This is a genomic window from Streptomyces sp. NPDC048481, assembly GCF_043200075.1.
In the GTDB taxonomy this organism is placed as follows: Bacteria; Actinomycetota; Actinomycetes; order Streptomycetales; family Streptomycetaceae; genus Streptomyces.
The window spans coordinates 80,054-103,212 of the sequence record NZ_JBICXC010000002.1 but is presented as its reverse complement, the minus strand read 5'-3'; the positions used below and the strand labels follow the sequence as shown (position 1 = coordinate 103,212).

Annotated in this window: 27 protein-coding genes and 1 tRNA gene; 25 read left to right on the top strand and 3 right to left on the bottom strand. The window is 65.9% G+C overall.

From position 1 onward, the window contains the following. Position 1 precedes the first annotated feature (1 nt). The 7 genes from ACGFSH_RS06735 (at position 2) to ACGFSH_RS06705 (ending at position 7,728) form a co-directional block, all read left to right on the top strand. Entirely contained in the window at positions 2-541 is a 540-nt protein-coding gene (locus tag ACGFSH_RS06735) for a hypothetical protein (RefSeq protein WP_393345673.1), read from the top strand. After that, a complete protein-coding gene (locus tag ACGFSH_RS06730; protein WP_393345671.1) occupies positions 538-2,634 on the top strand; it encodes a DEAD/DEAH box helicase family protein in 2,097 nt (698 codons plus the stop codon). The genes ACGFSH_RS06735 and ACGFSH_RS06730 overlap by 4 nt, the downstream gene beginning before the upstream one ends. Before the next feature lie 63 nt (positions 2,635-2,697). Continuing rightward, complete coding sequence (locus ACGFSH_RS06725; RefSeq protein WP_393345669.1) at positions 2,698-2,883, top strand: hypothetical protein; 186 nt, start codon at positions 2,698-2,700, stop codon at positions 2,881-2,883. Next, positions 2,880-4,844 carry an AAA family ATPase gene (locus ACGFSH_RS06720; RefSeq protein ID WP_393345667.1) on the top strand — a complete coding sequence of 655 codons (1,965 nt, stop codon included), beginning with the start codon at positions 2,880-2,882 and terminating at the stop codon, positions 4,842-4,844. Before ACGFSH_RS06725 ends, ACGFSH_RS06720 begins: the two co-directional genes overlap by 4 nt. Then, the gene (locus tag ACGFSH_RS06715; RefSeq protein WP_393345665.1) at positions 4,837-5,229 is read left to right on the top strand and encodes a hypothetical protein; all 393 of its coding nucleotides are present in this window, start codon (positions 4,837-4,839) and stop codon (positions 5,227-5,229) included. The genes ACGFSH_RS06720 and ACGFSH_RS06715 overlap by 8 nt, the downstream gene beginning before the upstream one ends. 913 nt (positions 5,230-6,142) lie before the next feature. Next, entirely contained in the window at positions 6,143-7,072 is a 930-nt protein-coding gene (locus ACGFSH_RS06710) for a hypothetical protein (RefSeq protein WP_393345663.1), read from the top strand. Next, on the top strand, positions 7,072-7,728 hold the full coding sequence (locus ACGFSH_RS06705; protein WP_393345661.1) for a Pycsar system effector family protein: 657 nt from the start codon (positions 7,072-7,074) through the stop codon (positions 7,726-7,728). The genes ACGFSH_RS06710 and ACGFSH_RS06705 overlap by 1 nt, the downstream gene beginning before the upstream one ends. Before the next feature lie 475 nt (positions 7,729-8,203). On the opposite strand, the gene ACGFSH_RS06700 is transcribed toward ACGFSH_RS06705, so the two are convergent. Continuing rightward, the gene (locus ACGFSH_RS06700; RefSeq protein WP_393345659.1) at positions 8,204-9,301 is read right to left on the bottom strand and encodes a DUF1152 domain-containing protein; all 1,098 of its coding nucleotides are present in this window, start codon (positions 9,299-9,301) and stop codon (positions 8,204-8,206) included. 81 nt (positions 9,302-9,382) lie between these two features. Between ACGFSH_RS06700 and ACGFSH_RS06695 the strand changes: the two genes are divergently transcribed. From ACGFSH_RS06695 to ACGFSH_RS06685, 3 genes are all read left to right on the top strand, one after another. After that, the gene (locus tag ACGFSH_RS06695; RefSeq protein ID WP_393345657.1) at positions 9,383-10,123 is read left to right on the top strand and encodes a GntR family transcriptional regulator; all 741 of its coding nucleotides are present in this window, start codon (positions 9,383-9,385) and stop codon (positions 10,121-10,123) included. Between the two features lie 277 nt (positions 10,124-10,400). Then, positions 10,401-10,838, top strand: coding sequence for an ATP-binding protein (locus tag ACGFSH_RS06690; RefSeq protein WP_393345655.1), 438 nt, complete (start codon positions 10,401-10,403; stop codon positions 10,836-10,838). A gap of 89 nt (positions 10,839-10,927) precedes the next feature. Beyond that, positions 10,928-11,656: a GntR family transcriptional regulator gene (locus ACGFSH_RS06685; protein WP_393345653.1), complete on the top strand. Its 729-nt coding sequence runs from the start codon at positions 10,928-10,930 to the stop codon at positions 11,654-11,656. A gap of 42 nt (positions 11,657-11,698) precedes the next feature. Here the strand turns inward: ACGFSH_RS06685 and ACGFSH_RS06680 are convergent, their stop codons facing one another. Continuing rightward, positions 11,699-12,106: a hypothetical protein gene (locus ACGFSH_RS06680; RefSeq protein ID WP_393345651.1), complete on the bottom strand. Its 408-nt coding sequence runs from the start codon at positions 12,104-12,106 to the stop codon at positions 11,699-11,701. Between the two features lie 165 nt (positions 12,107-12,271). Between ACGFSH_RS06680 and ACGFSH_RS06675 the strand changes: the two genes are divergently transcribed. From ACGFSH_RS06675 to ACGFSH_RS06620, 12 genes are all read left to right on the top strand, one after another. Next, positions 12,272-12,628 carry a hypothetical protein gene (locus ACGFSH_RS06675; protein ID WP_393345649.1) on the top strand — a complete coding sequence of 119 codons (357 nt, stop codon included), beginning with the start codon at positions 12,272-12,274 and terminating at the stop codon, positions 12,626-12,628. 5 nt (positions 12,629-12,633) lie between these two features. Beyond that, positions 12,634-14,007, top strand: coding sequence for an FtsK/SpoIIIE domain-containing protein (locus ACGFSH_RS06670; RefSeq protein ID WP_393345647.1), 1,374 nt, complete (start codon positions 12,634-12,636; stop codon positions 14,005-14,007). An 86-nt stretch (positions 14,008-14,093) separates the two neighbouring features. Continuing rightward, entirely contained in the window at positions 14,094-14,354 is a 261-nt protein-coding gene (locus tag ACGFSH_RS06665) for a hypothetical protein (RefSeq protein ID WP_393345645.1), read from the top strand. Continuing rightward, positions 14,354-14,932, top strand: coding sequence for a DUF2637 domain-containing protein (locus ACGFSH_RS06660; protein ID WP_393345643.1), 579 nt, complete (start codon positions 14,354-14,356; stop codon positions 14,930-14,932). The genes ACGFSH_RS06665 and ACGFSH_RS06660 overlap by 1 nt, the downstream gene beginning before the upstream one ends. 19 nt (positions 14,933-14,951) lie before the next feature. Next, positions 14,952-15,152 carry a hypothetical protein gene (locus ACGFSH_RS06655; protein ID WP_393345641.1) on the top strand — a complete coding sequence of 67 codons (201 nt, stop codon included), beginning with the start codon at positions 14,952-14,954 and terminating at the stop codon, positions 15,150-15,152. Further along, positions 15,152-15,343, top strand: a complete 192-nt coding sequence (locus ACGFSH_RS06650) for a mobile element transfer protein (RefSeq protein WP_069769931.1) — start codon at positions 15,152-15,154, stop codon at positions 15,341-15,343. The genes ACGFSH_RS06655 and ACGFSH_RS06650 overlap by 1 nt, the downstream gene beginning before the upstream one ends. Positions 15,344-15,352: 9 nt before the next feature. Then, entirely contained in the window at positions 15,353-15,547 is a 195-nt protein-coding gene (locus ACGFSH_RS06645; protein WP_037680541.1) for a hypothetical protein, read from the top strand. A gap of 13 nt (positions 15,548-15,560) precedes the next feature. Continuing rightward, complete coding sequence (locus tag ACGFSH_RS06640) at positions 15,561-15,812, top strand: SpdD protein (RefSeq protein ID WP_393345639.1); 252 nt, start codon at positions 15,561-15,563, stop codon at positions 15,810-15,812. Positions 15,813-15,942: 130 nt separating this feature from the next. Beyond that, the gene (locus tag ACGFSH_RS06635; RefSeq protein ID WP_393345637.1) at positions 15,943-17,265 is read left to right on the top strand and encodes a replication initiator; all 1,323 of its coding nucleotides are present in this window, start codon (positions 15,943-15,945) and stop codon (positions 17,263-17,265) included. Then, positions 17,265-17,435: a helix-turn-helix transcriptional regulator gene (locus ACGFSH_RS06630; RefSeq protein ID WP_393345635.1), complete on the top strand. Its 171-nt coding sequence runs from the start codon at positions 17,265-17,267 to the stop codon at positions 17,433-17,435. The genes ACGFSH_RS06635 and ACGFSH_RS06630 overlap by 1 nt, the downstream gene beginning before the upstream one ends. Next, complete coding sequence (locus ACGFSH_RS06625) at positions 17,432-18,805, top strand: tyrosine-type recombinase/integrase (protein ID WP_393345633.1); 1,374 nt, start codon at positions 17,432-17,434, stop codon at positions 18,803-18,805. Before ACGFSH_RS06630 ends, ACGFSH_RS06625 begins: the two co-directional genes overlap by 4 nt. Next, a complete protein-coding gene (locus ACGFSH_RS06620; RefSeq protein WP_393345631.1) occupies positions 18,739-19,386 on the top strand; it encodes a DUF6083 domain-containing protein in 648 nt (215 codons plus the stop codon). The genes ACGFSH_RS06625 and ACGFSH_RS06620 overlap by 67 nt, the downstream gene beginning before the upstream one ends. Positions 19,387-19,562: 176 nt before the next feature. Here ACGFSH_RS06620 and ACGFSH_RS06615 read toward each other — a convergent pair. Beyond that, positions 19,563-19,634 (bottom strand) — tRNA-Arg (locus tag ACGFSH_RS06615). Positions 19,635-19,727: 93 nt separating this feature from the next. Here ACGFSH_RS06615 and ACGFSH_RS06610 point away from each other — a divergent pair. The 3 genes from ACGFSH_RS06610 (at position 19,728) to lysA (ending at position 23,083) form a co-directional block, all read left to right on the top strand. Next, positions 19,728-20,369, top strand: a complete 642-nt coding sequence (locus ACGFSH_RS06610; RefSeq protein ID WP_393345629.1) for a PleD family two-component system response regulator — start codon at positions 19,728-19,730, stop codon at positions 20,367-20,369. 207 nt (positions 20,370-20,576) lie between these two features. Continuing rightward, positions 20,577-21,677, top strand: coding sequence for an ArgS-related anticodon-binding protein NrtL (gene nrtL, locus ACGFSH_RS06605; protein ID WP_393345627.1), 1,101 nt, complete (start codon positions 20,577-20,579; stop codon positions 21,675-21,677). A gap of 14 nt (positions 21,678-21,691) precedes the next feature. After that, positions 21,692-23,083, top strand: coding sequence for a diaminopimelate decarboxylase (gene lysA / locus ACGFSH_RS06600; RefSeq protein WP_393345625.1), 1,392 nt, complete (start codon positions 21,692-21,694; stop codon positions 23,081-23,083). Positions 23,084-23,159 lie beyond the last annotated feature (76 nt).

Genomic DNA, 23,159 nt, shown 5'->3' with positions numbered 1-23,159 from the left:
CATGGTGATGCGGTCCAGAGCTGGTGCGGGCACTCGCCATGCAAACCGGCTCTTCGCCGCGTCCCTCGCGGACCGCTGCAGCTCTGGCTACACTCTGGAGCTTGACAAGAGGCCGTTCGACCTGCGCGCAGCAGCTCCGTTGCCTCCTCTCATGCGCGTCTACTTGTACACGATGACGACACATCCTTCGGAGCGGCAGCAGGGTGCTTACCGCATTCAGATCATCCTGCCCAACAAGGGCCGGCACTTTGACCTCACCGACGACGCATACGTCATCCTCGCTGGTTACAACCCGAGCTTGGAGGTCTTTGCCCTGTGGGACGCGGACGCCCACGACATTGGGAAAGGCATCCCCCATTCCAAGGGAGTCCAGATTCTGGAGGACACCTTGTTAGAGGCGATGTCTCTTGGAGTCGCTCGACAGACGAGGAAGCTCCGTGGCTCTGACGAGTCGGAGACCGTGGTCGCGTCACGTCCGGACACGTTGCCGCAAGCGCTAGAGCTGCGTTGGCAACTGTCAATCGAGAGGCTCATCTCGTGAGCGGTGGCGGCTGGGGCAAGTCGGGATGGACTCCCGAACCGGAGTATGCGAGCGACAGGGAGGATATCCTCAGCGAATTTTACCTGCGTGCTCTAAGTGAGGCCGTCGCCTACGACCGTATTACGGGCTTCTTCGCCAGCAGCGCTCTGGCGCTCTACTGGGAAGCGTTGCCTGATTTTGTGGACCGCGGAGGGATGATCCGCATTCTCTGCTCGCCCCGAGTCGCTGAAAAAGACGCACAGGGCATCGAACGCGGTTATGAAGCTCGCGACGACAACTCCCTTGCTGCCGCGCTGCGGGCTGAGTTTGCTGCGTTGCTTGCCACCGACCAGCTCCGCAAGCCGGCGCTCGCACTGGCCGCATTGATCTCAGAGAGATTCCTTGATATCCGCCTTGCTCGGGTCGCCAACGCCTCGCTCGACGATCGGCGCATGTTTCACGACAAGGTGGGACTATTCACTGATGCGGATGGGCAACGCATAGGCTTCCGTGGGTCCTTGAACGAGACCCGATTCGGTATCGCCTCGGACGGCAACGTCGAATCGTTCGATGCGTGGACGAGCTGGACGGGCCGCAATGACAATATCAGGGTCCAGCGATCTACCGAACGTTTCGAGAAGCTTTGGGCCGGCAAGAGCGACGGGGTTGAAGTCCTAGCTCTCCCTGCGCCCTTCCGGCACTGGCTGGAAACTCAGGCAGAAGGCGTTGACTGGCGTGAGCTCGCAGCTGAGATCACTGTGGGTACGGAGCCGCTCCTCGTCGTCCGTACGGCGCCAGATGGTCGCCCCCTCCGCGAGCAGCAGATCGCAGGACTCAACGAGTGGGAGCGCCACGGTAAGCGAGGGATCCTTGCCCACGCGACTGGCTCAGGTAAGACGGTCACGGGCATCACTGCGATCGTCGGACACGCAGGGCCCGCTCTTGTGATTGCCCCGTCCCGATTGGTTGCGCGCCAGTGGAAGGAGCAGATTGAGGACACGGGTCGCCGAGTGCATCTGTGCGGCGACGGTGAATCCGCCTGGAAGACGAGGCTTCACAACTGGCTGACGCGGCCTGCCTCGGAGCGCGTGGTGGTTGCCCTTGCACCCACGGCAGCTCAAAGGCCCTTCGTGAACCAGGCTTCGCGCGCGAAGGGCCTCCTGCTCGTCGGAGATGAGGTTCACCGCTTGGGCGCTGTGTCGTACCAGAAGATTCTGGAGATCGATGCCGCAGCGCGTCTAGGTCTATCGGCGACGCCAGAACGTGCGGGAGATCCGGAAGGCACCCTGGCGGTTTTCGATTACTTCGGTGGGGTCATCCACCACTACACGCTCAGGGACGCCCTGAAGGCCGACACTCTCTGTAACTACCTTTACTATCCACAGCTTGTTCGGCTCACCCCGCAAGAGCAGGAACAATGGGACGAATTGAGCAAAAAGATCGGACGGCTCGTCGCGCAGTCCCACGACTTGCCTGGCGGTGCCACCAACAGTCAGCAGGAACGCATCAGGATGCTCACGATGCAGCGAGCTCGAATCGCTAAGAAGGCTGCTGGCAAGACGCCCCTAGCTAGGTTGGTGGTGACCAAGAGCTACAAGCCTGGGCAGCGTTGGCTCGTCTATTGCGACGATAAGAGTCAGATGCAGGATATTGCTGAAATGCTTCGTGGCGCAGGGATCGATGCGTATGAGTACTTTTCTGACATGCCGGGAGATAAGGCTGCAACGCTGCGGCACTTTGATGAAAACGGTGGCGTGATCGTCTCGATTAAGTGCTTGGACGAAGGTGTCGATATCCCCAACGCGGACCACGCTTTGATCTTGGCGTCGTCCAGGAATCCTCGAGAGTTCATCCAGCGTCGCGGGCGCGTGCTGCGCAAGGTCGAAGGGAAGAGCCTCGCCACCATCTACGACGCGATTCTACAGCCCGAGACCCTTGAGGAAGCTTCGGGTATGTCGCTGCTTCAGGGTGAGCTCGCTCGCGCGGGAAACTTCGCCCGAGATGCCTTGAATAGTGATGCTCGCGACCCACTGGAGCGGCTAGTTGTAGAACTTGGCGGCGATCTCGATGCACTCTATGGGTTCCTCGGGTCCGGCGAGGAGGCAGACAACTAGCCTGTGGCTTCACATACTTCGTGCAGCACTGTGAACGCACGTACTTCTGTAGGAGTAGAACTCATGCGAGACAACCTTGCCCAAGTGATCGAATCGGTGCGTTCACAGTTTTATGGCGACAGCGTCGATTCAGTACTGGTTCAGCGCATCGTGGAGATCGAGAAGCGGTACGTGGAGGATCGACCCCGCGCGCAGGAGGCCGTGGCCCGCGTTATCCAGGAGCACCTGGACAGGAGCGTTGAGGTTTGAGATACCAGAAGCTCACCGTTGAGAACTTCCTTGTCTTCATAGGCGAGCAGGAGATCAACATCCCCGACAAGCACGGCGTAGTCGTCATCTACGGCCGGAATGGCAAAGGAAAGACGTCTCTGCTCAATGCTTTCCGCTGGGCATGGACCGGTGAAGTTCGTAAGCGGAGCACCCGCCCCCTTCCACTCGAGGACATCGCCAACAAGGTTGCCCTTGCGGAGGCGGCCGGCGACCCAGTTCGATGCCGTGTCCGCCTCGAGTTCGAAGCGGAGGGTGCGCAGTGGGATCTCACTCGTTCCCTCATCAGTAAGAGAGATGAATACACCACTGAGCTCACGTTGCTTCGTGATGCGGTCGCTCTGACCGCCGCCGATGCTGAGCGCAAGGTGACTGAGCTGATGCCCAGGGAGATTGAGCAGTTCTTCCTGTTCGACGGAGAACTCCTCGACCAGTACGAGAAGCTCCTCGATGACGACAGCACCGCAGGTTCCACTCTCCGCGATGCCATTGAACGTATCCTTGGACTCCCCATTCTGGAGAACGCAGCCCGAGATAGCGCTCGGGTGGCTGAGCAGGCTGGCGAGCTGGTCGCTGCTGCTGCGAAGCGGGACTCGAAGACGAAAAAGCTCGGCCAGACTCTTGGTACTGAGCAGACTCGTCTCCGTACGTTCCGCCAGAACTATGAGGCGGAGGACCAGAAGGCCAAAGATCTGGAAGCTGAGTCGGCCCAGCTCGACCAGCAGCTGGCGGAGCAGTCAGGCAAGCTCGAAATCAAGGCCAGGCGCGATGAGACTCTCAATCGCCTCAAGGAGGCAAAGGCGCAGCGCGACGCGGCGAAGCAAGAATTTGAAAAGCTCCTCGCCGAGTCGTGGAGGGCGGTGCTGGTGGAACCGATCGAGGCCCGCATCGAACAGGACACCAAGGCGTTGGAGGCCATCGAAGCGCAGCTGGATGAGCTGCGTTTCGCGGCCACCCTCGCCCGTCATTACGAGGCGACGGGCGCGGATACATGCCCGGTGTGTGAGTCCCGTCTGAATGCCAAAAATCGCTCTGCTCTCGAGCAACACCTCCGGAGCTCAGACTCTAGTGAGCTGAGCGCTAAAGAAGACAAGGCGGCGGCCCTCAAGGCGAGCCTCAAGCGGCTGCGCGAGTCGGGCCGCGGGCATGAACTTCGGGCCAATTTGAGAACCGTCGAAGACGGCTACCTGAACCTGCAGCAGAAGATCGAGGACTACCAGGAAGATATCGATGACTTCGAGGACAAGCTGAAGGGACAGGACACCGGGCTAACCGAGCTTGTTCAGCGCTCCAAGAACGTAAACGTTCTCCTGCGACAAGCGAAGGCTGCTTACAAGGACGAGTGGGAGAAGTACGAGCAGGCCAAGAAGAACGTAGCCAAGCTCGACGAGCAGATCCGCAAGACAGGGGCGGGCCAGGCCGACCCGAGTGTCTACGAGCGGCAGCGGACTGCGGAGGCTCTCGCGGACCTCTATCAGAAGGCGATCGTGATCTATCGCGATCAGCTCAAGGAGACTATCCAGGAGAAGGCCACCGAACTATTCCGGAGCATGCGATCCGAGAGGGACTATGTGAAGCTTGCGATAAATGAGTCCTACGGATTGCGTATCCTTGACCGATCTGGAACCCCTGTCAAGCACCGGAGTGCTGGCTACGAGCACCTAGTCGCGTTGTCACTCTTGGGCGGCCTGCAAGCCAGTTCCCCTATCAGCGGGCCACTCGTCATGGACTCCCCGTTCGGGCGCCTCGACGATCACCATGTTGACGGCGTCGTCGCCAACCTTGACAAGCTCAGTTCCCAGGTGTTCCTTCTGGTTCACGAGCGCGAGCTCCCCCGTGAGACTGCACGAGACCTGCTCCGAGGTCGAATGCTGGCAGAGTTCGAGTTGTCTCGAGGAGCGTCCGCACACGAGACCAATATCCAGGAGCTTCGCAGTGTCTGAAACCGTCACGCGCGGGCGCGTGAACATTGCCCTCACTGGCCGAGCTGAGATCGCTCGAGACGAAATCAGTGCCCGTTTCCCATTCCAAGAGAAGCAGCAGTTGGTCCGCCTAGGTCTGGCCTACGCACTCCGACTCAACCTTGAACCGGTACGCGGAGGCGACTTCGGGCGCGCCGGCGACGGGCAGAACATGAACGTCGGATCCTTTGACCCAGGGGGCGAGCTCTTCGACCTAGTGCGCGCATTCCACCCGGAATGTGATGACCCGGCAGAGGTTGCCGAGACCCTCATGAGTCTCGGCCTGGTCAAGCTCGCCGAGGATGTCCGTAACAGCGAAGTCACTCGCATCGCCGACATCTTGTATGCGAATGACGCAACTCGCTGACGAGGCGCTTCCGAGGCGGGAGCTACTGTGTATCCTCGCCAATCCGCCCTTGGGGAGCGGCGAGCGCACTAGAGCGCGGCTTGGGCTGGCTTGCGGCCTTCTTGGCTTTGAGACTTTCACGATCAGGAACCTGTTTGCCGTGCCCTCACGCGCCGTCACGGACATATCGACACTCGGGGCAACTCCAGCCGGATGGGTCCAGGCTAGACAGCAGATGGGATCAGCCTTCTCTGCCTGTGATGGAGTGCTGCTGGCTTACGGCATCTCGGAACCGACCGGTGCGGCACGGAAGTATCATCGGGAACAAGTGGAATGGGTGGCTGAAAGGCTCGTGGCCTCGGGCTGTCAGGTGTTTTGGGTTGGCGATGGACCGAGGCACCCATCCCGCTGGCAGCGGTGGACTTCTCGCTCTCATAGAGAGCTTGAGTTCTCCGCCGCCCTGGAGGCTTCCCTCGAAGCCGTCAGCCTCGCCGGGCCCCAACTCGCGTAGCCGGACCTGCTGACTGACCTGGTCACCCATCTGCCGGCAGATCACCGCAGGGACCCCAGGCCAGAGCGGGGTGGGGGTGGTCACCCGTGGGCGCTGACGGTCAGCGTTAGTCGACTTCGGACGGCCCAGGGACGGCCCAGAGGTGCGTGAGTCACGGGAAGGGAATGAACGGTCCCAACCAGACGTGACTGTCAGGGGCCGTCGAATTCTGCTGTGTCGGCTCGTCGCCGTGGTTCACCAGGTTTCCCGCTTGATCGGGCGTAGCGCGGGCACGAGGGTCTGCACGCGGAGTGTGTCGGCTTGTCTCAATTTCGAACACGTACTCGCACGCTTCTCACGGATCTGAGTTTCTTCTCCTTGGCTCGTCTTGTCAGACCCCTGCCGTACCGTGGAAGCGGTAGGACCGAGTGTGAGGGGTCGTCCGTGACTGACGTAAAGCTCGAGGATCTGCTCGAGGAGCTCGACCAGAAGGCAAAAGACGAGTTCGCGTCCACCCCGGACGTGGTGGACAAGGGGCACAACCTCGACGTGTCGTCGCTGCCGATCACCGTTCGGAAATGGCACAAGGTTACTGACGCGGTCGCCGTCGTAGCGGACTTGAAAGGCTCCACGAAGTTGGGCACCGGAAAATGGGCTGCGAGCACCGCCAGCATCTACGAGGCCAGCACGGGCGGAGTCGTCAGGATCTTCGACGAGTTCGAGGCTGACTTCCTGGCAATCCAGGGTGACGGCGCCTTTGCGCTGTTCTGGGGGGACCGCCGATACGAGCGGGCGTTGACCGCCGGAATCACAGTAAAGAGCTTTAGCTCCGACTTGGTGAAGCGGCTTGAAAGTCGGTGGCCGTATGACTCCGAGTTGCCCAGCACGGGTTACAAAGTCGGTGTAGCCTCAAGCCGTCTTCTAGTCAAGCGGGTCGGTACGCCGCGCAACGTCAATCAGCAAGAACCGGTCTGGGCCGGCAAGGCTGTCAATTATGCGGCCAAAGCAGCCCAGTCGGTAGATCGACAACGTATGGCTGTCACCGGAAGCGTGTGGGACCGGGTCGAGAATAACGATTACCTGGCATACACCTGTCCTTGTGACGAGGGGCCGTCCGACACGCTTTGGGAAGACCACACCATTGATCGACTCCCGGACGGAGATCTAGAAGCTCAGGGACGTGTACTGCACTCCTCTTGGTGCGCGGTCCATGGGGAGGAGTACTGCGCAGCCATCCTACGCGGCGAGAAAAGGCGAGGTGACGTCGCTCACTTGAAAAAGGCGACCACCTCATCACGAATGCGCGAGGCTATTTGGTCGAAGGCGCAACAGGAACGCAAGGCGCTCCGAGCGCGACGTTCTGGACTTTCGTGATGCGTCAGCCAGGCTCCCCAGAAGGTGGGGAGATCGAGCCAGACACGCCTGGTCAGAGCACGCTTCAGCCGGAGCACGCATGGAAGGCGCTGAGCCTGGTCAACGATTGGGTCAAACATGCCGAGACTAAAAGCGTTGCAACCCTGGCTGCTTCTGGAGTTGCTGGAGGAGTGGCCTACAACCTTCTAAAAGACCAGAGCAACCCTGGAATCTTCCTCGACTTCTTTGCGGTCGTTGGCTGTCTGGCGATCTTCTCTGCCGGACTGTTTTCCATGGCGGCTCTTGCGCCCCAGCTTAAGACCCCTCTAAGCGGTGCAGTGCGCGCGAAGTTCCGCAGCCTGCGGCCAAGAGAACGCGTGCCTCTTGGCGATGGTGAGGCAGAGCCCGCACGGTCTGAGGCTGAACGCAGCCCCACAAACCTACTGTTCTACGGCGACGTTAAGCGTATTTACGAGAACGATGCACCGACGTATGCGCAGGTGCTGGCAGCGCTTACAGGAAATGATCGAGAGATCACTAATCACATTGCCCTTCAGGTTCACGCGAACTCTCTCGTTGCGAACCGCAAATATCTGTGGGCTAACCGTGCAATCCGAGCGCTGCGTATAGGCCTAGTCTGCTTGGCCCTGATTGCATTAATCGTCGCCAGTCATTAGTGTAATAAAAGCCCTATTGAGGCGTACCACGCCGAGGATTCGCGAACTTCAGACATTACAGCCCCAGATCAACCGATCACTCTCCCCAGCTCCCATCCCGTCCGCCGTCGACCCACACACCGTGGAGCGGGCGTGGTTCAGGGCGTCAAGGTGGAGCGCGCCACTGTACGAACGACCTTGACGCCTGGGCCGCGTCTGCTCGGCTCTGCCTGGGTCGACGGTGGACGGGATGGGAGCTCCCCGCGCACGCCACAACGGACCCGCAGTCGGCGGCGGCGCCCCTTCTATCCCGGTGCCGGCCGATCCCCCGCCGGAGGCATCATCTTGTGCCCGCGGATGATGTCCTGCCCTTGCCCGCATGCACGCAGCGCGCCGCCGGGGCGCGGCCAGCCGGGGCGCAGACAGGAGGCAGGCCGCGCCGCAGAGGCGGCGCGCGCCCGCGCTTGCGCGGGCCTTGAACGCGTGAAGAAGGTTGTTACTCAGTCGCGGCTGGGATGCTCCAAAGCGGTGCACAGTAGCGCTCCGGCCGGTTCCTGATGAGCATCTGGCGCAGGTCGTCTCGCTGGGTGCCGTTGAGGCTCAGGACTTCTGTGAGATGTCGGAACGTCGTGTGGGTGACTCCGCGGCTTCGGGCCTCATCCTCGTACCCATCGAGCTGGGAGAGCACGGTGTCGGGATCGAGGTCCACAGCTGGCTGATCCTTGAGCCAGGCCGCCTTGTTGCGTTCGTAGTCGATCTCCGAGTAGCCACAGACCTCTCGGCTGTGGGCCTCGGCCTCGTCCAAGCTAGTGGTCGACAGGACCGCGCGGGCCAGCTCGTTGCGGTGCAGAGCGTCGTCCATGTCGACTTCGTGCACTGCGGGGCTGTCATCTGTGAGTGGGACGAGAAGCCCGGCGTCGCGTACCTCGCAGACGCCCCTCGCTCCTCGCGCTGCTGCAGCGAGCATTCCAGTGGCCTCGGACGGATGCCACTCCAGAATGCCGCTCACCGGCTCCGCGTCCTTCGGGGCGAACGTGTGGACCAGAGGGCCGAGCACGCTGCGTACGTCGTCGGCCGGGAGTTCGCCGTCCAGGCCGGGGCCGGCCACCAGGAGCCGTACGGGAGCTTTCACCTGGCAGCACGCGGCCAGGGTCAGAGCGTCCCCAAGAGGGCTCTTGAGGGTCGGTTCGTCCCCTCGGGCGAGGATGTCTCCCCCCACGTCCAGGAGATCGACTGAGGTCCGCCCCAAGAGGGCTATCAGCTCATCGATTTGGCGCGCTACGCCTTCGGCGCCATGGTGCGGGTCGATCAGGGCGAAGGTGTGGGGGAGCTCCGCGGCGAGCCGGGGGAGGGTGGACCCCGACGGGGCGATCGGGCGGGCCGCGGCCGGCACTGACCACACGGCTTTGGTGAGCTGCTGTAGGCCGGTGAAGTCGGAAGGGGCTCGGGGGCCCGGCACCGGGTCGACCAACAGGCGGTCCCACGCGTACGTGAGGATCACCGCCTGGCCGTCGTCGCCGTACAAGACGGCGTCAAGCATTGCGGCGGCGACTGCGTCGCCCCCTCCTCCTGCTGCGACGATCAACCGCGTCATGTGCTCAACATTACGGGTTCGGGGTCTGGCCACCGACCCTATAGTGGCTAGAGGCCATAGCCACTTGGATGAGGAGGGGACATGCCTCAGATCGAAGAGGCGCAGCCGAAGTATCTCCAGATCGCTCACTACATCCGCGATCAGATCCTTCGGGGCGACCTGAGGCCAGGGGACGAGGTCCCCTCGGAACGGCAGCTTGCGGCCAACTGGAAGGTGTCCAGGCCGACGGCGGCGCGGTCCCTGGAAGCGCTGAGCCACCAGGGGCTCGTCGAGAAGCGGCAGGGGTCGGGCACGTATGTGCGCAGTCTCGAAGTGAACCGACGTGCACGGGAGTTGTACGGGCGGGCACGGCAGACCGGGAAGATCTACACGCCTGGTGAGTACGCGGTCATCACGTCGGCCGGTTGGTTGGATGCTCCTGACTACGTCGCTGAGGCGCTGGGGTTGGTGAAGGATCGTCGGGCAGTGCACCGCCGGCGCGTGACCAACAACCAGGACGGCCCCATCACACTCTCCACGTCGTGGTTCGCGCCTGACGTCGGGCAGCGGGCGCCTAAGCTCCTGGACCCGGAGCGGATCCAAGAGGGCACGCTGATGTACGTCGAGAACACGACCGGACGGCAGGGGAGTTACGCCGAGGACCGCATGTGTGCTCGGCAGGCGACCGGCGAGGAGTCGGCCGACCTGCAACTCGAACCCGACTCACCGGTCCTGGTCGTACATCACGTCGTCTTCGATCTGCAGGACCGGCCGTTGGAGTTCGCCGAAGCCACCTACCCACCGCAGCGCTGGGCGTTCGAGCAGGGCTACCCCCTCACCTGATGGATCGCGCCATTTCAGCGAACGGCTTGCATCGCCCAAGTGGCTAATGCCACTATCCATTCAGTGGCTAAGGCCACTTGGAGAAGGGGGCGCGGTTGTGACGAGTCAGGGGCCGGTGCAGAGCGGGCACTTAGCTTGCGGGGCATGCCGTGGTCGGGATTGGAAGCGGGTCAGCTCGCGCGCCGCCCTGGCGCTCTCCGCCGTCAACGACCGTGCCCGTGCCGCATCGAAACGGCGCTGCCTCGACTGCGACGGTAGCGGCAAGGAGTGAGCACGGATGGCCTACATGATCGACCGCTATCCCTCTGAGGACTCACCGCGACTGGGGGCGATGACCTTGTACCCAGTCGCGGAGTCCGCGGCCCTGTCCCGGCGCTGGTTCCGCAAGTTCATCGCCCCGTACAACCCGGCCTGCTCGGTCGACGACTGCGTGCTGATGATCTCGGAACTGGTCACCAACGCCATCCTCTACGGCGGGTCGGACGAGGTCTGGCGAGTGCGAGTGGAGTGGTTCCGAGAAGGTGCCTCGCTCAAGGTCGAGGTACACAACGCTGGCTTCCCGGCGAGGGTCCGGCTGCGGCGACCGGACGCGGCCGACGCGCACGGACGCGGGCTGCTCCTCGTCGACTCGATCGCCGACTCCTGGCACTGTGGGCCCAGTCGATTCGGCGGAACGGTCGTCTCCTTCGTGATGGCCGATGCCTGGCCTTCCTGAGGCGGGAGCGGGCACCCGGTACTGTGCCATCGGATTTCTCGCTAGTCTGGTTGACCAGTTGACTTGGCCAATCCCGACGGGCGGCGTTCATGGCGTATGAAGTGGAGGCACCAAAGTACGTACGCCTCGCCCAGACGATCCAGGGTCGCATCGAGGATGGCACGTACCCTCCGGGCTCGAAGGTGCCCAGCGAGAATCAGCTGGTGCAGGCCTTCGGTATGTCCCGGCCGACGGTCGTGCGCGCTCTTGAGTTGCTGAAGCGAGATGGCTGGCTGGAGTCCAGGCAGGGATACGGAACGATCGTGCGCGGTCGGCCGGCCGGTGTCGAGCAGAGGGACCGCCGCGGGCGGGAAGTGCTGGAGCGCGATGAATCGCAGAGTTCAGGACGCCTGATCGCTGTCGATCAGGTACCGGTTCCCGCGCGCGTTGCTTCAGTGCTCGGCCTGCCTAAGCGAGCCAAGGTCCTTATGCGCCGTTTCCTGGTTGTGGAGGACGGTGAACCCGTCGAACTCGTCTCGTCCTACTTTCCCGCCAGCCTGGTTGAGGGCACCGAGTTGCAGAGTGCTGAACTCCTGACCGGCGGTACCCGTGAGCACCTTGAGACGCGGAAGAAGGTTCGCTTCGATCACGTGACGGAACGGGTGTCGGCCAGACTGCCCGAGCGTTCTGAGGCCGATCTCCTGGAGCTCCCGGACGGTGTGCCCGTCCTCAGCGTCCTGGTCGTCGCGTGCGACGCCTCAGGTCAGGCGCTGCAAGTCTCTGACGTGCTTCTCCCGGCTGACCGGCAGGAGCTCGAAGACACGTACCGACTCGGTTGAACCTGGGGACGCCCACTGCGGCTTGGCTGGGACGGCTGATGCTCACGCGCGTCGTGTGGCGAGCCGGTACACCACGTAGGTAAATCCGAGGATGACGTCGACTGCCGCCCACAGTCCGATGATGAGTCCCACGCCGATAGTGGTTCCGACGTCGTCGGCGTCCTCGCACAACTTCAGGTTGTCGCCGGTGAGCCCTCGGCAGTCTTCGGGAGTGCCGCTGCCGCTCGCGGCGCCTGCGATCACCCAGATCAGAAACAGGATCTGGATGACCAGAAAGATCCAGAGGAAGATGCGGCGTCGCTTCTTTGGCTGCGGTGTTCCGCCCAGGTGCGGGCTGCTCGCCGGGGGCCCTTGCGGCGGTGCTGACCAGCCATCCGGTGGCCGTGCGGGTGTCTGCGGCTCGCGTGGATCCCACGATTGCGGCTCCTGAGCGCGGTGTTCTCTGCCCATGTCCGCCCTCCTCCGTGTGGCTGGCTTCATGGTGCGCTCGCGTTGCCTCGTCCGCTCGTTGGCCACCCATAGTCACTTGACAAGTCAACCTGGCGTCTCTAACTCGAACTTGCTAAGTCAACCTGTCAGGTGGCGGGTTGATCCATCTCAGAAGGAGAACTCTCTGTGCGTGTGATCCGCGTTGACGCCTCGACCGCGACGATCCTGCTCACCGAAGCGCCGGCGCCGAAGGTGCGTGACCGGCAGACCGGTGAGATCACCAAGGACGCCGTGAGCGGTGAGGCGCTGATGACCGTCGGCGTCGTCTTCATCGATGAGGGGGACTCGTCGCTCATCCAGGTCACCGTTCCCGAAAGCGGTGTGACGGAGGGGCTGACCGTTGGCGCCCCTGTGTCCCTGCCGGGGCTCATCGCCCGGCCGTGGGAAAGCGTGTTCAACGGCCAGCAGCGGCACGGCATCGCCTACCGCGCTACCGCGATCGCGCCGGGTGCCTTCCCGGTCCCGGTCGCTCAGGCGGGCTGATCGTCGTGACGGACCTGATCACGTTGGCCGAGCTGGGCGCACCCCTCGCGGCGATAGGTGGCGCGGCCTACGCCCGGCACGCCAACCCGGCGGCGTACTGGTCCACGGTCGGGCTGCCGGTGTCGGTGGCTCGGCTGCTGGCCTCGTACTCCTCGACCATGGACGCTTGCGGTCTGACCGTCGAGCCCTCGCGGTTGCGGGTGTTGGCCATCAAGGCGACCACTCGCCGAGAGATCCGTCCGGTCCCGCCTCGGCGGGGCATCATCCGGCCCACTGCGACTGGCCTACGCGTCCGGCTCCGCCTCGCTCCCGGCCAGGAACCGGCCGACGTCGCCGCCTCGGCGGAACGACTCCGCCACGCCTGGGGCGTGCACGGCGTGTACGTGAAGGACGTCAAGCCTGGTGTCGTCGAACTGCGTCTCATCGGCTTCGACGTCCTGCGCAAGGTGCGGATGCCTCGGCGGACTGAGGGCGGGTTCCTCAAGGTGCCGGTGGCCTTGAGGGAGGACGCTACGGCGTTCTTACGGGACTACCGCGCCGTCCCGCATGGACTCGTCCTTGGCGCAACGCTGTCGGGCAAGTCCATGTACCTGCGGAACCTCATTGCCGGGCTCGCCCGACAACCCGTCGCCCTGGCCGGCATCGACTGCAAGCGGGGCGTCGAGCTGGCCCCGTTCGCCGCTCGCTTCGCCGCGCTCGCCACGGACCCGGATGAGGCCGCTGAGTTGCTGCCCGTCCTGGTCAAGGAAATGGAGGACCGATACGACCTCATCAAGGCTCGGCAGGGTATCGCTCGCGGTACCCGCGACGAGGAGATCACCTCGGACATCTGGGGCCTGCCCGAGAGCGAACGGCCCACCCCCATCGTGCTGTTCGTCGACGAGGTGGCCGAACTCTTCCTCGTGGCATCCCGCAAGGACGAGGAGCGCCGGGACGAGATGGTCACCCACCTCATCCGCCTCGCCCAGCTGGGCCGGGCGGCCGGCATCTACCTGGAAGTTTGCGGGCAACGCTTCGGTGCAGAACTCGGCAAGGGCGCCACCATGCTCCGGGCCCAACTCACCGGCCGCGTCTGCCACCGCGTCAACGACGAAGCCTCCGCCAAGATGGCCTTGGGTGACATCGCCCCCGAAGCGGTCGACGCCTCCTGCGCCATCGCCGCCGAGCTGCCGGGCCTGGCCGTGGCCGGTGACACCTCCGGCGGCTGGTCCCGAATCCGCACCCCCAACCTGTCCCTTGCCGTTGCTGCGGCCACCTGCCGCGAGACGGCCCACCTCGCCCCGGACATTCCGGCGCTCACGCCCTTCCGGCCGTACGTCCCGCCCGCGCCTGCGAAGGCGTCAGGCCCGGTGACCGCTCCCAGTCCGGCTGCCGAGTAACCCACCTTCGCCCCGACCACCGGTCGGCGTGGCCGTCCCACGCCAAGTCCCTACCCCCGCCATGCCCGAATCGGAGAGGAACGCTCGTGACTGCGTCCATGGCCTTCTACGCGGACGGCAACACCCTCGTCCGCCTCAGTGAGTACGGCACGATCCGTACCCCGATCCTCACCCTCGACGGCGAGGGCCATTCCCTGACCGTCTCGGCCTCCGCCCGGGTGCCGATCGCCGAACACCTGACGTTCGCCCGTGAGCTGTCCGCCGACTGTGCCGACTACGTGATGGCCCTGGAGACCTACGCCTCTGCTCTGCCCGACGACGAGACGAGCCAGGGCGAGAAACCGTGATGCGGATGCCCGTCCGCATGGATGCCGTACTCGTCCAAGCACTGATCGCTGCCGCGCTGTCCTTCGCTCACCTTCATGACCTGGCTGCTGCTGCCGGACAGGACGGCTGGAAGGCGTGGGCTTATCCGGTCTCCGTCGACCTGCTGTTGGTGGCGGCCTGGCGGCGGCTACGTTCCGGTGGATCGAAGGCGGCTGGGTGGTGTTGGTTCCTCGTTGCGCTGATCGCGTCACTCGGGGCCAACGTCGCCACGGCCGGTCTGCTGGACCTGGACGCCGTACCCGCCTGGCTGCGCATCCTCGTCGCCGGATGGCCGGCTGTCGCCTTCCTCGGCGGCACGCTTCTCGCTCACGGCCCGACCGAAGCGCCGGCGCCGGCGACCGAGCTGCCGAGTACCGCGCCGGTCGAACCGGCTCCACCGTCTACGACTCCCGTCCCGCCCGCCCTCGTCGCCCTCGCCCACAAGGTCGCCGACGACCACCGCGCCCGGACCGGAACGGACATCGACACCCACACCCTTCGCGCCCGGCTCGGTGTCCCGCTCCCGCTCGCTGAAGCCATAGCCGCACAACTCACCTGACCTCGGAGGACTTTCCACCTTGCGCCCGTCCACGCTCCGCGCGCTCAACCGCGCCGCCGAGCTGACACGTCAGAACCACCTCACCGAAGCAATGCTCATCGCCGAACCCGTGATCCTCACCGCCGACGAGTACGAGGGCGCGGAGATCCGGCGCTGGCTGCTCGATCACGTCGCCGACTTCACCGGCGAGAACCACGACGAACCGAAGGAGCTGCCCTGATGCCCGCCAACCGCCGCTTCCGCCGAGTCGTCCGCATCGGACCCGTCCAGGTAGGCACCGCCTACGACGGCCGCGGCCGCGAGAAGCACACGGCCGTCTGCACCGCCCCGCGCTGCGGCTTCTCCAACGACTTCGACACCCGCGCCGCCGCCGAGCTTGCCGCCCGTACCCACCGCTGCCGCGTCCGCTGAGGAGACCCCGTGACCGTCTCGCTCCCGCTCGTCTTCGTCCTGGGCGTCATCGCTTGGGCCGCGATCAAGTTCCTCGGGGTGCGCATGTGGGTCGCCGTCGTGATCGCCCTCTTCGGCTTCTGGCTCTCCCACACCTTCCTCGCCCCCGCCATCGAGTCCGGCACCCGATCCGGGGTCGGCGTCGTCAACGGCGACAACCGCTGAAAGGAGCTCCGCCATGTTCCGCCCCAAGCTGCCCGACGTGCCCACTCCGCCGCCGGCCCTCATCCCGCAGCAGCACCACCAGCACACTCCGGCTCCGACCGTCGCCGGCCGCTCGCTCAGCCCCTACGCGGGCCCGGTGGCCGCTGTCCTGGTCGGCGGTGTCGTCCTCACCGCGCTCCTGGCGGCGGTCGCCATCACGGCCATCTCCGTGGCCATCTCTGCCGTGGTCCTGCGCTCGCTCCTGAACAACGCCAACAGGCGCTGACCGGCCGCCGGGGCGGCAAACGCCGCCAAGCATCCCGCCGCCCCGGGGCCGTCCCTCCCAACCGCCGAAACAGCCGAAAGGAACACCCATCATTACCCGGCAGACTCCGCCCCCGCTGGCGGAACTCTCCATGCTCGCCTCCCTCGGCACCATGCCCGAGCTGGCCCGCCAACTCTCCGGCCTGGGTGGCTGCACCCACCCCGTCCGCCTCGACGGCCACCGCACCGAATACGCCGTCGATACGGCAACCGGCGAAATCGGCCGCGCCCTGCACCACCTCGACTCGACCGCCCTCCCGGCCGGCCAACTCCTCGTCCGCTGCAACAACCGCCGCGCGACCCGCTGCCCGGCCTGCGCCGAGACCTACCGCCGCGACACCTACCACCTGATCACTGCCGGACTACGCGGCGGCAAAGGCACCTCGGACCAGGTCGCCACCCACCCGCGCGTCTTCGCCACCTTCACCGCCCCCGGCTTCGGCCCGGTCCACAACCGCCGCACCGACGGACGCCCCTGCCGCTGCGGTGCTCGCCACGACGAGAACGACAGCACGTTAGGCACGCCCCTCGATCCGGACCGGTACGACTACGAAGCGGCCGTGCTCTGGAACGCCCACGCCGGGCACCTCTGGCGGCGCTTCTCGATCTACCTCCGCCGGGAGATCGCCAAGCGCGCCGGCCTCACCCAACGCACCTTCCGCGACCACGCACGGGTCTCCTTCGCGAAGGTCGCCGAGTATCAGAAGCGCGGTGCCGTGCACTTCCACGCGGTCATCCGCATCGACGGCCCGGAAGGCGGAGATACCCCACCGCCCGCCTGGGCGACGGCAGAGCTCCTGACCGACGCCATCCAGGCCGCAGCCACCGCCGCCCGCGTCGACGGCCCGACCATCGACGGACGCGCCCATACCTTCGCCTTCGGCCGCCAACTCGACGTCCGCACGATCCGATCCGCCGACTTCGACGACGGCCAGGACCTCACCGAGCGAGCCGTCGCCTCGTACATCGCGAAGTACGCGACCAAGGGTGCCGAGACGGCGACCGGCACCCTCGACCGCCCGCTGAAGTTCCTCGCCGAACTCGCCCAAGCCCGCATCTCCGACCATGCCCGACGCATGATCCGCGTCGCCTGGACCCTCGGCGCACGCCCCGAACTCGCCGAGCTCCGCCTACGCGCCTGGGCACACATGCTCGGCTTCCGCGGCCACTTCTCCACCAAGTCCCGCCGCTACTCCACCACTCTCGGCGCGCTCCGCACCGCCCGCGCCGACTGGCGACGCGCACAGGTCACCCCGGTGGTCGAGACAGAGCCGACTGAAACGACTCTCGTCCTCTCGCACTGGGCCTTCGCCGGAACCGGCCTCTCCCGCGCCGAAGCCTGGCTATCCGCGTCCCTCGAACCCGCCCCCGGAACGGAAGGAGAACCGACGTGGACACCCGTCACGACGAGCTGATGACTGTTCGCCAGGTCCTGGATGAGCTGGGTGGTGTCTCTCGCCGGACGTTCTACCGCTGGCGGGAGCTGGGATATGGGCCGGCCGCGTTCAAGCTGCCCAACGGAGAGCTCCGGGTGTGGCGGAGTGACTTCACCACGTGGCTGCGACGGCTGGAGGCGGCGGCGTGAAATCTCTCGATGTGAAGGTGTGGGGCGTTCGTAAGAGGAACACCAAGAAGTCGTCCTACGACGTTCGGTGGATCGTTGCGGGGAACGTGTTCTCCGATCAGTTCCGGACCAAAGGGCTGGCGGATCACTACCGTTCCAAACTCCTCCGGGCCGCCCATGGTGGTGAAGAGTTCGACACGGTCACGGGACTGCCTGACTCGTTGGTTGAAAAGGCGGCCTCGACGACTTGGTACGCCTTCGCCCTCAAGTACCTCGCCATGAAGTGGCCACACGCGGCCCCCAACACGCGTAGCGGGATCAACGAGTCGTTGACCGCAGTCACCATGGCGCTCCTGAACTACCGGCCGGGGCAGCCTCCCGAGGAGCTGATCAGGAAGGCGCTGCGCAACTGGGCCTTCGTCCTGCCTGGCCCTGATGACCGCGACTTGCAGGATGACGTCGCGAGCGTGCTGCATTGGGTCTCGAAGGCATCGCGTCCCCTGGCCGACCTTGAGGACGCCGCCCTTGCCAGGGCTGTTCTGGACTCGCTGAAGCTGAAGCTTGACGGAACGTCGGCTGCTGCGGAGACCGTACGCCGAAAGCGACGCACACTCGTCAACGCCCTGCACTATGCAGTGGACCTCGGAGAGTTCAAAGAGAATCCGATCACTGGAATTCGGTGGAAGAAGCCGAAGGTCGCGGGGGAAGTCGATCCGCGCGTGGTCGCCAATCCCGAGCAGGCGCGTTCCCTGCTGACCGCTGTTTCGTACGTCGGTGGATATAACCGGGCCCGCGGCCGTCGACTCGTCGGCTTGTTCGCCTGTATGTACTACGGGGCCTTTCGCCCCGCCGAGGTCGTGGGACTAACCAGGGCAGACCTGAAGCTTCCCGAAGAAGGTTGGGGTACGGCCCTTCTTCACCGCACCCGGCCCAGTGCCGGCAAGCAGTGGACGGACTCCGGTGAGACGCACGACGACCGCGGATTGAAGAACCGGCCCGCCGAAGAGGTCCGACCCGTGCCGATCCCGCCTCAGCTCGTCGCTATTTTGCGGCAGCACCTCGACACCTTCGGCACCGCGGACGACGGGCGGATGTTCACCAACGAGCGCGGGGGAGTGGTCGGCTCGTCGACCTACTACCGCGTCTGGCAGGAAGCCCGACTTCTGGCGCTACCGCCGGCCACCGTCGCCTCGCCGCTCGCTGCGCGGCCTTACGACTTGCGGCACTCGGCGCTTTCCACCTGGCTCAACTCCGGAGTGGATGCGACCGAGGTTGCCGAACGGGCGGGCAACAGTGTGGAAGTCCTGCTGTCTCGCTATGCCAAATGCATCGATGGTCGGCAGGAGGTGGCCAACCGAAAGATCGAGGAGCTGTTGCGCGAGTACGAGTGATCGCACACCTAAGGCGTCAGCCCCCAGCCCGCTTGGGCCGGGGGCTTCGCCATGTCTCGGCCGCGCTTCGTCGGCCGGTAGGTGCTGGTTGCACCTGCTGCGTCGTGTCTCTTCTCATCGGCGCACTGCCACCCCAGGCGTTCCGTCTGGTTCGTGCTCTACGCCTTGGCCGACAGCCTGGCGACCCTCACGTTATGGGGGCTTTAGATGAGAAACCGCGCCGTTTAGGCAGTGGGCAGAGCCAGTGCCCTTACTGCGGGCTGTTGCAGGATCGAGTAGCGACGCTTGAGCAGGACTGGGTGCTGTTGGAGCCGGACATGCGTCCGCTGGCCCACACGGTGCCGGCGGAGCACCGCTGGATCGAGTTGTCTGATGGGCGGGTCACGGTCTACGGAGTGTGTCCGCCGGACCAGTTCCAGCGGTGCCGCGTCGAGCACCGTCTCGCCTGTCCGCAGCAGGCTCTGCCGGATCTATGGCCGTGGTTGACCAGCCTGCGAGGGGAGAACGCGCGGCAAATGGAGCGGCGGACCGACCCGGAGTCGCCGCCTCTGCCTCCTGAGGAGTGGCCGGACGCCGGCTGACTGACGCGGTGGGAAATCCCGGAGCTGACCAGGGCAGATGCCCCAAGATCCTGTCCACGAATAGTCCACAGACCGCGTCATAGGGTCGCTGTGGGCTGCATACGGCTGCACATACGCGAAGACCCCGGCCTCAGCGTTTCCGCTGGTGACGGGGTCTTTGGGCACCGTATGAAGGGTGCCCCCGGCAGGATTCGAACCTGCGCACACGGCTCCGGAGGCCGTTGCTCTATCCCCTGAGCTACGGGGGCGTGTCGGTCGGGAGGTGTTGCTCGCGGCGACGGGTAGAACACTACCAGCTCGCTCGGGGTGATCAGGAACGAGTTTGCAGGGCTTGCGCGGGGGTGGGTCGCTCGCCCGGGGTGGAAGTGGGGAAAACCCGGACGCGGTGGCCGGTGCCGACCTACTCTCGAGTTGTGTCAGGCACGTCGGGCCGGGTGCTTGTGGTGGACGACAACAAGGTCATCCGGCAGCTGATCAGGGTCAATCTCGAGCTGGAGGGCATCGAGGTCGTGACCGCGTCCGACGGTGCCGAGTGTCTGGATGTCGTTCATCAGGTCCGGCCCGATCTTGTGACCCTCGATGTCGTCATGCCCCGGTTGGACGGGTTGGGCACCGCCGCGCGGTTGCGTGCCGATCCTCGGACGCGGGACCTTCCCCTGGTCATCATCAGCGCCTGTACGCAGTACGAGGTCGAGTCCGGCCTTGATGTCGGCGTCGACGCGTTCCTCTCCAAGCCTTTCGATCCCGCCGAACTCGTCTCCGTCGTACGGACGTTGGTGGAGCGGGAACGCGGGAGAGAGGCGGAGGCCGAGCGAGAGGGGGGTGGAGGCGGCGAGGACGACCATGCGGGTGGGGGTGCGGTGCGGTCCGGGTCGGAGGCGGGGCTGACGACCCGGTTGGAGAGGGAGCCGGGGACGGGGGCCGCCGTCATAGGGGTCGGGAAGAGTCACTCGTCCGGCGGGGGAGCCGCGGCCGGGGAGTGAGGTCCAGGTCCTGCGCTCGAGGTCGAGACTCCTCTTTCTGCCTTGCCCCCCGCCCCGTCCTCCCTCTTGCTGCCTCTCCCCGGTCAGGGGTTCCTGTCGCCTTCGCCTTCGCCGTCGGCCGGCCTCTGGTCCTGCTCGGCGTCCACATCTCGGGACCCCGTCGAACCGGCTCGCCTACCCACCCCCCTCCTCCCCTACGCTTGTGCCGTGACTCCCGTCGAGCTGTCTCGTGCCGTGCTGTGCGCGGTGCGTCGTGCTGTCGACGACGGGGAGCTGAGCGTGGCCGTTCCCGAGCGGGCGGTCGTCACGCCGCCGGGGCCCGGAGGGCGGGGGGACTACGCCACCAACATCGCCTTGCAGCTCGCCCGGCCCGCCGGGCAGACGCCTCTTCAGGTGGCCGAGGTTCTGCGGCCGTATCTGATGGGGGCCGAGGGCGTCTGCGGGGTGGAGATCACCGGGCCCGGGTTCCTCAATCTCCGTCTCGACGGGTCCGCCGTCGTCGATCTGGTCCGGCGGATCAGGGCGGACGGTTCGCGGTACGGGCACAGTGACGACCTCGCCGGGCAGGTGTTCGAGGTGCGGGTGCCGTACGAGGTGCGGGCCGAGGTGCTCGCCGACGTGCTCGCGCGGATCATCGGAGCACAAGGCGGCCTCGTCGACGTCCGTCACGACCTGCGGGACGTCCGTCACGACCTGCGGGACGTGCGTCATGGCCTGCGGGACATGCGTCATGATCCGGCAGGTAGCAGCGTGTTGCGGCCCGTTCCCGCTCCGGAGGACCCCGCTCCGCTCGGTCTCGACGCCGCTCGCTGGGCCCTGGTCCATCCCGCCCCGCACGACCGGCCCCGCATCACCGCCGACCATCTGGTCCAGCGTGAGGGCAATCCCCTCTTCCGCGTCCGCTACGCCCACGCCCGTACCCGGGCCGTGGGCCGGAACGCCGCCGACCTGGGTTTCGCCGCCGAGCCCGGTCCTCTGGACGCGTCCGACCTCGTCGGCCTTCTCGCGGACTACCCCCGCGTTCTCGCCACCGCCGTCACCGTCACCGTCACCGCCACCGTCGCCGTCGCGTCTGCCCCGGCGTCCGCGCCGCGGGCCGTTCCTGATTTCTCCGTGCCGTCGCGGCTGGCCCGGCATCTGGTCGGGGTGGCCGACGCCACGCTCGTTCTGCTGCCCGCCGTGCTGCCGCGAGGTGCGGAGAAACCCTCGGCCGCCCATCGTGCCCGGCTCGCGCTCGCCGAAGCGGCCGGGGCGGTGCTGGCCGGCGGCCTGTCCCTGCTCGGCATCGACGCACCCGACCACCTCTGAGAGAGCACGCCCAGATGAGCCGATCCGCCCACCCCGCCGGGCCCCGTCACGCCGACGTCCTTCCCGAGGGGCACTACTCCGCTCCGCCCGCCGATCTCAACGCCCTCGACCCCAAGGTGTGGGCGCGGACCGTCACGCGTGACGACGACGGTGTCGTGACCGTCGGCGGCGTCGACGTCGTCACCCTCGCCGAGCGGCACGGCACGCCCGCCTACATCCTCGACGAGGCGGACTTCCGCGACCGGGCCCGCGCCTGGCGCACCGCGTTCGGGGCCGACGCCGACGTCTTCTACGCGGGCAAGGCCTTCCTGTCCCGGGCCGTCGTGCGCTGGCTGCACGAGGAGGGCCTGAACCTCGACGTCTGCTCCGGGGGCGAGCTCGCCACCGCGCTGTCCGCCGGCATGCCCGCCGACCGGATCGCCTTCCACGGCAACAACAAGTCGACGCACGAGATCGAGCGGGCCGTCGACGCCGGCGTCGGACGGATCGTGCTCGACTCGTTCCAGGAGATCGTGCGGGTCGCGCACATCGCGCAGGCGCGCGGCATGCGGCAGCGGGTGCAGATCCGGGTCACCGTCGGCGTCGAGGCGCACACGCACGAGTTCATCGCCACCGCCCACGAGGACCAGAAGTTCGGGATTCCGCTCGCCGGCGGACAGGCCGCCGAGGCCGTGCGGCGGGCGCTCCAGCTCGACGGGCTGGAGCTGATCGGGATCCACTCGCACATCGGGTCGCAGATCTTCGACATGTCCGGCTTCGAGGTCGCCGCCCACCGGGTCGTCGGGCTGCTCAAGGACATCCGTGACGAGCACGGGGTCGAGCTGCCGGAGATCGACCTCGGCGGCGGGCTGGGCATCGCCTACACCAGCGACGACGATCCGCGCGAGCCGCACGAGATCGCCAAGGCGCTGACGGAGATCGTCACCCGTGAGTGCGAGTCGGCCCGGCTGCGGACGCCCCGCATCTCGGTGGAGCCGGGGCGCGCCATCGTCGGGCCCACGGCCTTCACCCTGTACGAGGTGGGCACCGTCAAGCCGCTCGACGGGCTGCGGACTTACGTATCCGTCGACGGCGGTATGTCGGACAACATCCGTACCGCGCTGTACGACGCCGAGTACAGCGTCGCGCTCGTCTCCCGCGTCTCGGACGCCGCGCCGATGCCGGCGCGGGTCGTGGGCAAGCACTGCGAGAGCGGGGACATCGTGGTCAAGGACGCGTTCCTGCCGGCCGACCTGGCGCCGGGCGACCTGATCGCCGTCCCCGCCACGGGCGCGTACTGCCGCTCCATGGCCAGCAACTACAACCACGTGCTGCGGCCGCCGGTCGTCGTCGTGCACGAGGGCGAGTCGCGGGTGGTCGTGCGGCGGGAGACGGAGGAGGATCTGCTGCGGCTCGACGTCGGCTGAGCCCGACGCCCCGACAGACCATCGCCCCCGCCGGAACTGTCTCGGGACTGTTTCGGGACGGTTCCGGGGGCGGTGG